This window comes from Pseudoalteromonas sp. XMcav11-Q, from assembly GCF_040104525.1.
Lineage (GTDB): Bacteria > Pseudomonadota > Gammaproteobacteria > Enterobacterales > Alteromonadaceae > Pseudoalteromonas.
In genome coordinates this window covers 95,558-109,442 of the sequence record NZ_JBECOX010000002.1, presented here as the reverse complement: position 1 = coordinate 109,442, position 13,885 = coordinate 95,558, and the positions used below count along the sequence as shown (strand labels likewise).

Genomic DNA, 13,885 nt, shown 5'->3' with positions numbered 1-13,885 from the left:
CAACAACCTAATATTCAAAGGGAGTTAGGATTAATGTGGTCCACTGTTGTCAGCAGGCGTTTGCCAATTACTCTGCCACACGTAGTTGCCATGGATATAAAGCAGTTTATCAGCCTGAATAAGCCCTCTATCTGCTTCGGTATACCCGAGTGCTTTGTCACTCTCTATGGGCGTTGCTACCTCGGCACGGCTACTCCCGCGATAACTGAGTGTTGAGTCCACACCGTGGATAATTTCAAATGCGGCGAGATCGTTTTGGCTATACCAGTTATAACTACTTTCATTCACTTGCTCTGTATTCCAGTAAACAATCGGCAAAGTGAACCGAGTTACTGAGGCATTGTCTTTTAGCATGGCCAAAGCGCGATAATCATATTCCAGCGGTGTAAACCCCCCTGCAAATGTATGATCTTTTAATAGCTTGGGTTCAGCAGGATTTGCAACATCAAACAAACTCACTTTGGTGCCGGGCTGCACGTTTCCATCAGGGTCTCCAAGGTGCTGACCTACCCCAAGAAGCAAACCGTCACCAACAGGGTGCAAATAAGAAGAGAAACCGGGGATCTCTATACTTCCCGCGATTTTAGGCTGTGATGCGTCAGATAAGTCCAGAACGTAGAGAGGATCTATTTGTCTAAAGGTCACGATATAAGCTGTATCGTTAAAATATCTAACCGCATAAATATCTTCATCCACAAGCCCCGTATCCGGATTAACCTTGCCAATAGGGGTTGAATTTTGGCTATTTGGTAGCGTCGCCACAGTGTTGAGTTCATTCCCTTCTGGTTTGAGCATATACAACTTATGGCTATTACCGATATCTGTATCATACTGACTCGTTACTACGCGCAGAACGCCATCTTTTTCATCAAATCGAGTCGCAGCCATCGTCTCGCTGACACGAGCAAGTTGACCTTCCACCTCACCTGTTGCTTGGTACGTCACCCCTTCGTCCGTTAACAATAACTTATGTAATACTATGCCTGATGGATCCCAGATTGATGTGTTGACATCACCATCACTGCCATTAAACGAGTAATTGTAAAGATACACTGCTGTTGCAGACATATAAAAACCAAAGGTGCGCGTGCTGACGCAAGTTGTTTTCACCTCATCAGGATTGCGAATGTCAATTTCCGTGACTGTTGTTAAGCCATTATATCCATCTTGCGTGGTAGCATCTGCTGGCAAATAACAGCCATCTGCGGCAACCAGTGGCGCTACACTTCCTTGCTTTAAATTTCTAAATTGGGGTAATAAATCGTTAATGTTAGTATCCATTAAGCGATTGTAGCTTGCTACTTTGTCAGCGCTATTAAAACCACTGTAGCGTATAGTGTGGTCGGCGATAACATAGAGTTTGTCACCGATTAATCTGCTGCCAACTAATGAACCATCAATTTGAAAGCGTTTTTCGACCTCAGCCTGTGCGGGTAGGGATACGTTACTAAAAGCAAGCTCAATCACGCCTTGATAATTTACTTCAGGTTGAACATCCAGTTCAGACATACCATCAGCAAAGTCATACTCATAGTCCATTAATACGCTGATGAGTTGATTGTTTTTAAGGTAAAGATTTTGGCTTGCAAACTCTGAATCTGATACCGCTAATTCATTAACTTGTGTAGGGACATCCGTAGCCTCAGTATCCAAGATCCTAACGAAGGTTTTGCTGTCTGTATCCGTGTATGCAACGCTGGTCGAGCCGCCGATAAATAAGTAACGACCATCGAATTTAATCCGGTCGCTTTCTGATACCCCTTCAACCAGTTGATTGGTGCCTGAGTAAGGTGCACTATCTGTGATTACAGATGGATTTTCTAAATCATCGCCATTATTCAACCCACCGCTGGCAACGAAAATGCCGTTTTTGATAAACTGACTAAACTGAGCTGATGAAGCTGACTTCAACGGCGCAGAGCTATTATTAAGCGCGTTGAGTTCTGGTAATTTATCTTCATCATTGTCGCTACTACCACCACATGCGCAAAGGCTAGCGGCAAGCGGAAGACTGAGCCAAATTTTGCATCTCATGATATGTTTCCTTGTAAGTTAAGTGCCAACGTAAGCCTAAACTTTCACACTAAAATTTCTGTTATCTTCGCTACTTGTTTTGTTATTTAATGTTACCCTTTCTGGTAATTTGTACAGCGACTGGTAAATTACACTGGTAGTAATAATGCGCTTTGATTGACACCTCTAAAAAGCCAGTGCAAAGCCCAAATTCAGAACTGGAGTTCCAAGTTGAATAAGTTATTAATGGCCTTAACCTTGCTGGTTACCACTCAGGTAAATGCCACGGTGGTGCCATGTGACGCCAATGACAGCGAGTGTACGCCAGTCGATGAATGGCGATTTGGCATTGCGCTTGGCGGCGGCGTGATCTCCAACCCACTCCATGACGGTGAAAATATTCCCTTGGTTGTTGTGCCCTATATTAGTTATTACGGTGAACACCTCTTTCTTGATAATGGGACTTTGGGCTATACCTTTCACTACACTGATAAATTTGATCTTAGCTTGATCGGCACGTTTAATACCGAGCAGGCCTATTTCGAAAAATTTCACCCGAGTAATATATTCGTGCAAAAAATGGGGTTTGATGCCAGCAATGAGCTACCTGGCGGTGAATTTGCCGCAGAGCAAACCGCTATCTCCTTAGACGATATCGAATCGAGAAAATGGGCCATAGATGGCGGCGTTTTAGCCCACTGGATAATAAGTGATAGCGTAAAAATCAGCGCATCATGGCTCACCGATATCACCAACACTTATCAAGGTTACAATGCCGATGTTGGGGTTAGCTATCGTTTTAGGTTCAATAATTCACCTAACACTTATGTGTTTATTAAAGCGGGGCTAAAATGGAAAAGTCGACAACTGGTGGACTATTACTACGGCATAGACAAAGCGGATACACCGAATAGTGAACTATGGTATAAAGGCAGTTCAAGCTTCCAGCCTTATGTTAGCTTTGCCTACTCTTATCCCGTAAGTGAGTCTTGGACCTTCAAATTTAACGCTAAATATCAGCAACTTGATAGCACAATGACAGATAGCCCGATAGTCGAGGATAGCTATACCGCGACGGTTTTTGTCGGGGGAAAATATGAATTTTAGGCTGTACTTAATCACAATTATAATTTTCAGCGCACCAAGTAAAGCTTTAACCAAACCCAACAATGGCATTAAATTAGAAATAAAACCTATTACATGTATGGTGAAACAAGCAGGGCAACGCTGCGAAATGACGGCAAAAATTGCTTGGCAATCGCCCGCTAAAATGGACCTCTGTTTATTTCAGGAAAAACAAAAATTACAATGCTGGGAGCAGGCCAAGGAGGCGAAATCAACACAAATTATCCACCTCTCAAAGTCCATGCTCTTTACCCTAAAAGATGCTAAAAATAACGTTGTTGCAAAACAAAATATTGAAGTACACACAAGCGTCAACCAACAATATAGACGCAAACTCAGAAGCGATTGGAGTGTGTTTTAATGGCCAAGGTATTACTTGTCGAAGATGATGTAAAACTAGCGGAGTTAACCGCAAAGTTCTTAATCCATAATGGCTTTGAAGTCGTTCAATTACACAATGGTATTAACGCCATTAAAGCGATAGAAGCCGAAAAACCAGATATTTTAATTTTAGATATTATGCTTCCAGGCCTTGATGGTTTTTCTATTTGCAAAGCTGCACGCGGTGATTTTAAAGGGCCGGTTTTATTTCTTACCGCCAAAGATAGCGACTTCGACCATGTAAAAGGACTTGAAATCGGTGCTGATGATTACATTATCAAGCCCGTTGAGCCATATGTGCTACTTGCCCGCTTGAATGCGCTATTAAGACGCACACAAAATGATGAAGTTCAGTCTGACTCCATTACCTTAGGGGAATTACAAATAGATAAATCGGACCGTAAGGTCTACTTGGCAGGTGACGAAGTTGAACTAACCAGTTATGAATTTGATTTACTAAAGACATTGGCAGGCCATGCGGGCGAAACGCTGAGTCGAGACTATATCTATAAACATGTTGTTGGCCGCGAATATGACGGATTAGATAGAAGCGTTGATGTACGTATTAGCCGTTTACGTAAAAAACTTGGCGACAATCTAGAGCAACCTGCAAGGCTTATTACCGTGTGGGGCAAGGGCTACCTCTGCTCTAAGTCTGCTTGGGGCTAGTGTATTTGTGCTAAAACTATTGCTCAGCCTCTATTTGGCTGTGTTTACCAGCATTGTCGTTATTAACCAAGTGAGCGAAGCTATTTGGTCTCATTGGGTGCACTCCGCGCCCGATGAGTTACGACACGCAAAAGCAGTTGCTAATACGCTCAAAGCGAGTATTTCCTCACACAACTTACCCCAAGAGTCGGAAACCGTGAAAATACTCAACATGGACGATGTCGCTTGGCTTCCAGAGCAAGCCGGCACTTTAGTTCAAGGTGGTATTTTAACGAGCTTTGACGATGAAGGTAGCGCATGGCTGACTTTCAAAGTACCTGATTCAACATTACTGATGCAGCTAGGGCCATTAGCACCAGCCGCTTCAGCTGCCAATAAACAATGGGTCATCAAATTGCTTTCTTATGCCGTGCTCGCATTTTTACTTATGCTGTGGATACGGCCCTTGTGGCTTGATTTATTGCAACTGAGGTATATCACCGAAAATCTCACTCAAGGTCAACTGCCCAAAGCGACCCGACATTCCCGGTTTTCTGCTATTTCAAATTTAACCGAGCAGATCCGCGATTTGGCATCTCAAGTCGCAAGGCTAATTGAAAATCAAAAACTACTCGTTAATGCGGTTTCTCACGACCTGCGAACCCCACTTGCCAGACTCAAATTTGCTTTAGCCATGTTACCAGAGCAAAGCCGTGAGCAAGCAAACGATATGGCGGATGATGTGGTCGAAATGGAAGCCATGATTGATGAAATGCTAGCCTACGCACGGCTTGAATTTGAAGTAGATAAACTTGAGGTAACACCACTGGATCTTTGCGCGCTTGTCGACGACCAGATAAACAAACTCCGTAAGCTCACCGATAAACAAATAACTCTTAATAAAAAGAGCATGCAGGTTATCGTCTCAGGTAACGCTCACTACCTCTCTCGAGCCATTCAAAATATTGTGCAAAACGCCGATAAGTACGGTCGCTCAAACATCGAAATTAGTCTTGAATGTGACAAAAGCAACGCTTATCTTCATATTGAGGATGATGGCGATGGGATCCCTAAATCTCAGTGGGAATCGGTTTTTATTCCCTTCTCTCGCTTAGATGAAAGTCGCAGTAAAGACAACGGTGGTTATGGCCTCGGGTTGGCTATCGTGCGTAAAATCGCCACTTGGCATCGCGGCACTTGCCATGTTGGGTTCTCCGAACTCGGCGGTGCTAAATTCACTCTGACTTTGCCCCGCACTTCATCTTAAAACTCTTATCATACGCACACCTGCTGACCTATGTGCGTGTATTCAAGGCATATAGAAGTTGAAGGACGCTACCCTAAGGGATATCAACGGCTAAAGAGCAAGTTACTATCCCAAGTTTTGAGTGATTAAGCGCGAGTGCGAGCTGGGATCAGAGCGACTAATAATAGCATTCCTGCTATTAGCCCATACGGCAACCCAATCTCAATTTCATAAATAACAGTTCCAATAACCGGGCCAACTACAATACCCAGTCCTTGCGCCGCTGATATCGTTCCGGCAGCCGCGCCTTGCTCATCAGCCTCCACCGAATTGGCAGCCAAAGCAGAGACAGACGGATATATCCATCCCATACCAAAGCCAGCGACACCATAGCAAACCCAGAGCAAGATAGGCGCTGATGCAAAAATCGCAGACACAAATCCAGCGGCAGCGATGACTCCGCCGAATTGAATTAGCCGCGCAGGCTGCCATTCAAGCTTCTGGAGTGCTACTTGCGCGATAATCAGTGCCACACCAACAGTCGCAAGTGCAATCCCTGCAGCACGTGCAGTGTCAGCAGGGTCAAGCTGAAGCCTATCAAGGATAAAAAAGCCAACTGTGATCTGCGCAACAGCCACACTAAAAGCTGCTATAAAAGCCACGGTAACAGGTCGACGTAGCCTTACATCCGTTAAACGAACGCGATTGTTGCTGGGTTTTGCATGTCGTTCGTACCTTGGCAGTACCCGCCAAAGAACAATCAGGGCAATAAGGGGCAACATTGCGGAAATATACAAAGGCATACTTAAGCTAAAAGGCCCAAGTAGTCCAACAAACCCAGGACCAATCACCATACCAGCCGCACTTGACGCACCAATCCCCGCCATCGCTGCCGCGCGTTGTTTAGGCACAACATGATCCGCGACTAAAGCGGCGCAAGTCGCAGGTACCGCAGCATAAAACATCCCAGCGAATCCACGTCCAACCACTATGCCTGAAAATGCAAGCACGGGCACTAATGCGGTCTGCATCGCAAAGTCGATAAAGACTGCTAAAAATGCATAGCTAATGACAAAACCTGTAAGCCCAAAGAGTATCACCGGGCGCCGACCTTTTCGGTCACTAAGGCTTCCCCAGAACCGAGCCATAATAACCCAAGCAACTCCAGCAACTGTCATCGCCGCGCCAATTTGCCATGCTTTGAGCCCAATCACATGAGCAATAGGACCTGCTAACGCAGTAAATCCCATTACAGCCATAGTGCAAACAAATGTCTCAAACATCAGCGGCTTCAGGCTAAATGCATCACCCGCCTCTGGCATCCCCTCATTGTTGACTAAATTGGTCATTTGGTTTCCTTTTGATGATGGCAATACAAACTCCTTTTACACAAATTGCATAGCCTGCGTATTCCAAAGATATGTATAGTGCCCCCTCTGCGCTAACAAGCGATGGTGACAACCCGACTCCACTACTTTACCTTGCTCAAGTACAATAATGTGATCAGCACCCTCTATACTAGAAAGCCGATGTGCAATGGTCACCACGGTACGATTGTGCAACAGGTTATTCATGGCGATGATTACCTCTGATTGAGTAATAGGATCAAGTGAGGCTGTGGCTTCATCAAGCAGTACAATAGGTGCATCTTTTAATAGTGCTCGGGCAATTGCAATACGCTGTCTTTGACCGCCAGATAGCAATAAACCACCATCGCCTACTCGGGTATTTATGCCATTTGGTAACGTATCAACAAACTCTAAGCAGTTAGCCGTTTTGCACGCGTCTTTTACTTCTTCATCACTGGCATCTAGCCGACCAATACGAATGTTTTCAACAATACTGGCATCGATTAACTGAATATCTTGAAACACCATACTAACTAACTGATGCACGCCCTTGGAGCCAATATCTTTAAGATCTAGGCCACCGATTTTCACACAACCTGAATTAGGGTCAAAAAAGCGGGCACACAAATTTAATAATGTAGACTTGCCACTACCAGATGCACCTACAATGGCCATTGTCGTGCCTTGTGGCACACAAAAACTCACATCATCTATGACCTTTTTAGCCCCGTGTTGAAACGATACTCGCTCAAACTCTATATCAAAATTGCTTGGTAATTGGGGGCTATCTGGCTCTACCAACACAGGCTCATTTAGAATAACCTCAAGCTTGCGCTCAGACTGCATAGCCAGACGTAAAACCGTTAGATATTCGCCAACTTCTTGAAGGGGTTCAAGTAGTTTGATTAGCAGCAGGGCAAATAGAATAGTGGTAAAATCTACGCCTGAAAAACGCTGCTCGGGTAAGGCTATGGCTAGCATTATCACAAACATACTGAGCACCATATTTAGCACTATACGATAGGTTAATACGGGGCCGGCTCCCCACATTTCCACTTGTAGGCTATGCTGCTTTGTTTTCTCTAGCTGCTTGGCAAGATGGGACAACCATGTTTGTGCTTGGTCATATAACTTGAGGGTTTTTAACGCTTCAATATAATCGGTAATAGTGCTGGCACTTTGGCGATATGATTGCTGCTTAGCGCTAGCGACTTGCACAAACTTTCGTTTCGACACCTCCATTACCCAAAATGCTAAAGGCAATAGTATCAATGCACTAAGGGCATAAATAGGATTGATAAATAACATCACCACTAGACCAATCACAGGTGTCACCAAAGCAGAAATCAGATCGGGAGCGATATGGGAAAAAATACCTTCAATTTTCTTTATATCCTCAGTGAGCATTTCTAAAAACTCACTGCTATGGGTGCGTCGCACACGACCAAGAGGCAGATGTCGTACATGATTAATCAATTTAATACGATACGCATGAACAACCTGATAACTGCCTACAAAGCTTTGGTATTGGCCTATATATGCACATATCAGTTGCATCACAAAGCAACCACCTAGCGCCATCAAATAATCCATTGGTGTTGAAAGCCAAGGCATCATTTTTGGCGTGGTTAAAAACTGCTGTTGTAGCCAGTGGAAACATAACAGCAGCGGTGTAATTGCCACACTGCGCTCCAATACTCGAAAAACAACGCCAGTATAAAAGCGCCACTTGCCAGAGCTTGCATGCTCTATCACACGACCAATACTCAATAATGCTTGTCTGTCCATTTAAATCTCATAATGTATAGGTTGGAAATTTGACGAGTCTTTCATCGGACTTTGTTGCTCTCCTTCGCTTTGTTGTAGCAACCAGCTGTGACGATAATAATCACAATTCGACAACAATTCGCCATGAGTTCCCTGTGAGACAATTTTCCCCTCTTTCAAGACAAGGATCTGACCGATATTTTCAAGACCTAAATACTTGTGGGTGATCACCAAGAAAGTGGTGTTTGGATAGTACGTTTGAATAGCCTGATAGAATTTAGATTGTGTCACATTATCCATTGCGGCCGCAGCTTCATCTAAAATCACCAAAGGGGGCTCGGCCACCAAAGCACGTGCAAGAGCAATACGTTGTTTTTCTCCCCCAGACAAATTTTGTCCGCGTACTTGTACCTGGGTTTCGAGGCCATCAGGCAATTGACTTATCCAAAGCTTTAGTTGAGCGACCATAATGGCGCGCTCTATCGCATCGGAGCTAATATGGTTACGGCCAAACAAAATATTGTCTCGTAGGGTACCCTCAAATAAATAACACTCTTGCGTCACCACACTCATAAAGTGTGATCGGACACTGTCACTCATTAAACACACATCCTGCCCGAATAGTTGCACTTTACCTGATGAAGGAGACAATAAACCACATGCCAACATCGCAAGCGTGGATTTACCATTACCAGATGCACCGACTATAACATTCAATGAATTGGGTACTAGCTTAAAGTGCACGCCCGCCAAAACCTGATGAGATTGGTAAGCAAAATCCACGTGATGAAACTGCATCAGCGGCAACCTTTTATCAACTTTAACAGGTGTGCTAGCTGAATTAGAAAAGCGCGCCATGTAGATAGGCGTGATCCGTTTAACGCCAGCGAGCAGCTCGTTTGCTTCCATAAAAAAACGACTCACTTTGATGATTGGGTTAAGCATGCCAACAGCCAATAATATACTTAAAATAACCTGCTCAGTAGTGACACTTTGCGCACTATGTAAACTAATCGCTGCGGGTAGCAAGCAAACAAAAGATCCACTCAGCAATGCGGTGTATAACGTCCAGCCAGGTACCGTTTGGCCGGTGAGTTCGAGTACCAATTTTTGGTATTGATCCAACTTTCGATTTAAAACGGCAAATCGTTTACTGTCTAAATTATATAGCTTCATCAACGGCATATTTTTAACGTAGTCACTTAGTGTCGTGGTCAAATCCTCTGACACAAGGCTAAACCGCTCGTACTGACCTGCTGTTTTATGCATAAATAAACCACTAACAAAAAATGCTAGCGGCACAACAACAACCGCACTGAGTGCAAGCCGCCAATCTATAAATGCGATCACCGTAAAGACGACACAAGGTGTAAGGATTGCGTTAAACAACTCAACACTTTGATGGGCTATAAAGTTTTCAATATGCTCAACATCTTGCAATATATTTTGTTTTAAAACGGCGGGGTTTTGAGCACTGAGCCATAGCAACGACATATTTGCCAATTGGGTTGCGAGTGTCATTCTAACTTTAGTGAGCGCCTTAAAAGAGACTTGGTGGCTGAAGTAATAGGCGCCCATAGCACACCCAGATTTCAATAAAATCGCGCCACAAATCCCTGCAGCAATCCATAACAATTGTTCAATCGAAGCCGATAAAGGATTAAGTAAGGCTTGAATAGAAAGAAATAACAAATACACAGGCACGATTTCAAGCAAAGTGACAAGCACCATTAGGCTAAAAGCTATCAACATCTTGCCTTTATAAGGTGCACAGATAGCAAAAATAATTGACCAGGGACTGCAATGTCCCTCGGTTTCATGCGATTCAACACGCATATACCTACTCCTTTAAATGCGGTTAAAAATCTGTCGTATAAACTAACCCTAAGCGGTATTAAAATCGTGCAACAACGCAAATATGCTCTTGCCGATCCCATAGCTTTTAGAGATATCAGGTTTATATCAACCAAACGTGCAACTTGAACAGCAGAGTCAATCATTAAAGACTAGAACAAATACCTAGTTTGTATCTCTGGTTTATGCTGCCACTTTTACCACACCGTGATTTATCTAAGCACAATAAAAAATAGCGCTAAGCCTATTGCAGCAACCCTGACAACGCTCCCCTTATCCGTTCAATATCCCCCAGATCGGAAATAAGTATAAGTTCTCTGATATCCACGCAAATTTTCCCGAAAAAATTACCGATAGGGGCATACAACAACTTTTTGGGGTGGGAACAAATTGTCCAAAAACATATTTTTTGGGCAAGAAAAAAAAACTTCATGACAAATAACACTCGCAGTTGCCTCGACTCAAAAAATAAACCGCGACCGTGCTTCATAACCGGAGAACAATAGTGAAAACAACAACTGATACGCCAGTCCGACTGAAAGCTGAGCAAGACCTCTATATTGAAAAAAATATTTGGCAGCAACAAAGTCTTGGTTCCCTTGTCGCCGATTGGCGGTCTCAATTTTCAGATAACGTCGCCCTGATTGAAGGTGAAACTGAGCTCACTTACGCTCAATTTGAGCAACGCGTGATAGCGCGCCGTGCTGGATTTTGCAATATCGGCTTAAAAGCCGGCGACCACGTGATGATGCAATTGCCTAATTCTCTCGATTTTGTAATTAGTTGCTTCGCAATGTTCCAATTAGGTGTCATCCCAATTTTGGCCATGCCCGCGCAGCGTGAGTCCGATATTGTAGCGTTGTGTGAACTCAGTAACCCTGTAGCATACGTAGTGCCAAGCAGTTATTTGGGTCACGATTATATTGCCATGGCCCAACGTATTGTGTCCAAATGTTCAAGTATTGAGCATGTCTTGGTCACGAGTGATACACCAAGCGATACCCCGTATACATCCCTTTCTCAGTTAGACAGCACCGAGCCCATGCAGGTTTCTAATATTGATCCAACATCCACGGCACTCATGTTGCTTTCTGGTGGTACTACAGGTACCCCTAAACTTATTCCACGCAGTCACAATGACTATTACTTCAATGCCAAAGCTTCTGCCAAGCTATGTCAATTTGATGAGCAAACCACTTATTTAGCGGTTTTACCAATCGCCCATAATTTCCCTTTGGCATGTCCCGGGATCATTGGCACGCTTTGTCAGGGTGGAACAGTGGTGCTGTGTCCAACACCTGGGCCAGACGAAGCGTTTCCACTTATAGAACAACACAAAGTTACTCACACCGCTTTGGTACCCGCTTTAACGAAACTATGGCTTGAGGCTAAACAATGGGATGACACCGATATAAGTAGCCTGCAACTGCTGCAAGTGGGTGGTGCTAAATTCACTGCCGAGCAAGCGACACAAGTGCCTGATGTACTTGGTTGTCAACTGCAACAAGTGTTTGGTATGGCCGAGGGATTACTGTGCTTCACCCGCCTGGATGATCCGTTAAATGAAGTGATGCATACCCAAGGCCGCCCACTTTGCGACCTCGATCAAATACGCATTGTTGACGAACAAGGCAACCCCGTCGCTCGAGGTAGCGTTGGTGAGCTGCAAACCAAAGGTCCCTATACCATCGCGGGTTACTACAAAGCACAAGCACATAACCAAACAACCTTTACCGCCGATGGCTTTTACCGTACGGGTGATTTAGTACGTATGAACCAAGCTGGTAACCTAATTGTTGAAGGGCGGATCAAAGAACAGATTAACCGAGCAGGAGAAAAAATCGCTGTCGCAGAAATAGAACAACGCCTGCTCTCCCACCCCTATATTGATGAAGCCATACTAGTGCCCGTACCAGACGCATATCTTGGCGAACGTAGCTGTGCTTGCATTATTTCTAGTCAACCTGTTTCCCTCAGTGAGGTTTATCAACTACTGCAAGAACAGCAGGTAGCACGCTTTAAATATCCAGATCAAATCATTTCGCTCAGCTTTTGGCCACTCACTGCTATAGGAAAGATCAATAAAAAAGCACTAATAAAACGTGCTGAAGATGAGTATGTAGAGACCACCATGAATCAGTTAAAACCAATACCCTATGTTGAAAAAACCATCTCTGTCCAGTCAACTTTAGCGCAGTTAGCCCCGAGTATTTCTGAGCTCAGTAATCATCCATTTAAAGCCGTATACGAGTGTAAATCTGCTTGGTCTGTTGGCCTTGGCAAAGTAGCTGAACTGCACTCTAACGGCAACGAAATAATCTTACAACAAGGTGAAAAGACAAAACACTTTAATGGCAAGCCTTTTCCCGAGCTGATGGCGCAGGCCCTGCAAAGTATTCAATTCGAAAACTGGCGGTTATATGGCGTAGCTAAGTTTGAACTAGCCAGCGTATTTCACGGTATTCAAACACGCACTGAGCATGAAAAGTCTTTACAATTATTTGTGCCAAAACTAGAGGTACGCCTTGAAGCAAATAAAGCGACATTGCGCGCGTTGACTGAGGCTGACCTCAAAGCGCTTGAAACATTAGTGTTAAAAGCAGATACATCATGCGTACAAACGGAAAGTACGGCTGCCTTTAAGCCTCTAAAAACACCACAGATCAACACGCAATATAAAGATGAATATAAAACATCGGTTGCTAAAGCCATTGAAGAAATTTGCAACAGGCAATATCAAAAAGTGATCTTGTCTCGCCGTATTCATGTACCGGACAGCATTTGCTTGAATAAGAGCTTCCGCTACGGCCGTTTACATAATTCCCCTGCACGCTCATTCCTCTACCAGCTAAACGACTTTTCAATTGCAGGTTTCAGCCCAGAAACCCTACTTGAAGCCAGCAACAAGGGATATATCAGCACACAGCCTCTAGCTGGTACTCGCTCACTTGGTAACTCGCCACAAGAAGAGCAGCAGCTGCGAGAAGAACTTCTTAACGACACCAAAGAAATAGCCGAGCACGCTGTATCAGTAAAATTAGCCCAAGAAGAATTGGAGCAAATATGTGAACCCAGTTCAATTTCGGTAAGTGAATTTATGGCTGTGCGCCGTCGCGGCAGTGTACAACACCTAGCCTCTCGCGTCTGCGGTCAACTAAGTAATGGTAAAAACCCATGGCATGCATTTCAAGCGCTCTTCCCTGCGGTTACGGCGTCAGGGATCCCAAAACGTGAGGCCATAGAAGCCATATTGCGCCTTGAACCAAATAGCAGAGATTGGTACAGCGGCTGTGTAATGATTGTAGATAATGACGGGTTTATGGACTCAGCTTTAGTGCTGCGTTCAATTTATCGCGCCAATAACAGTACATGGCTACAAGCTGGCGCTGGTGTCATTGATCAATCTAAGCCTGAGCGTGAATTGACAGAAACCATCGAAAAACTCAGTTGCATCGCCAACTACCTAATTGATGAAAAAACGTTAGAAGAGGCGCAGGGCTAA

The 13,885-nt window shown here is 44.2% G+C and carries 9 protein-coding genes; 5 read left to right on the top strand and 4 right to left on the bottom strand.

Going from position 1 to position 13,885, the window contains the following annotated elements:
- Positions 1-30 precede the first annotated feature (30 nt).
- Positions 31-2,034 (bottom strand): beta-propeller domain-containing protein, encoded by a 2,004-nt coding sequence (locus tag ABMY45_RS03890; RefSeq protein ID WP_349288434.1) that lies wholly within the window; start codon positions 2,032-2,034, stop codon positions 31-33.
- Between the two features lie 210 nt (positions 2,035-2,244).
- Here ABMY45_RS03890 and ABMY45_RS03885 point away from each other — a divergent pair, with 210 nt between their 5' ends.
- The 4 genes from ABMY45_RS03885 to ABMY45_RS03870 are packed head-to-tail and all read left to right on the top strand — an operon-like array spanning position 2,245 to position 5,434.
- Entirely contained in the window at positions 2,245-3,120 is an 876-nt protein-coding gene (locus ABMY45_RS03885; protein WP_227388037.1) for a MipA/OmpV family protein, read from the top strand.
- Positions 3,095-3,499: a DUF3019 domain-containing protein gene (locus tag ABMY45_RS03880; RefSeq protein WP_227388036.1), complete on the top strand. Its 405-nt coding sequence runs from the start codon at positions 3,095-3,097 to the stop codon at positions 3,497-3,499. The genes ABMY45_RS03885 and ABMY45_RS03880 overlap by 26 nt, the downstream gene beginning before the upstream one ends.
- Complete coding sequence (locus ABMY45_RS03875) at positions 3,499-4,188, top strand: response regulator (RefSeq protein ID WP_010603913.1); 690 nt, start codon at positions 3,499-3,501, stop codon at positions 4,186-4,188. Before ABMY45_RS03880 ends, ABMY45_RS03875 begins: the two co-directional genes overlap by 1 nt.
- A 7-nt stretch (positions 4,189-4,195) precedes the next feature.
- Entirely contained in the window at positions 4,196-5,434 is a 1,239-nt protein-coding gene (locus ABMY45_RS03870) for an ATP-binding protein (RefSeq protein WP_349288433.1), read from the top strand.
- Between the two features lie 125 nt (positions 5,435-5,559).
- On the opposite strand, the gene ABMY45_RS03865 is transcribed toward ABMY45_RS03870, so the two are convergent.
- Genes ABMY45_RS03865 through ABMY45_RS03855 form a run of 3 tightly spaced genes read right to left on the bottom strand, consistent with a single transcriptional unit; the run spans position 5,560 to position 10,365 of the window.
- Entirely contained in the window at positions 5,560-6,762 is a 1,203-nt protein-coding gene (locus tag ABMY45_RS03865; RefSeq protein WP_349288432.1) for an MFS transporter, read from the bottom strand.
- 36 nt (positions 6,763-6,798) lie between these two features.
- Entirely contained in the window at positions 6,799-8,550 is a 1,752-nt protein-coding gene (locus ABMY45_RS03860) for an ABC transporter ATP-binding protein (protein WP_349288431.1), read from the bottom strand.
- The gene (locus ABMY45_RS03855; protein ID WP_349288430.1) at positions 8,551-10,365 is read right to left on the bottom strand and encodes an ABC transporter ATP-binding protein; all 1,815 of its coding nucleotides are present in this window, start codon (positions 10,363-10,365) and stop codon (positions 8,551-8,553) included.
- 523 nt (positions 10,366-10,888) lie between these two features.
- On the opposite strand from ABMY45_RS03855, the gene ABMY45_RS03850 reads away from it, so the two are divergent.
- Positions 10,889-13,885: a salicylate synthase gene (locus tag ABMY45_RS03850; protein WP_349288429.1), complete on the top strand. Its 2,997-nt coding sequence runs from the start codon at positions 10,889-10,891 to the stop codon at positions 13,883-13,885.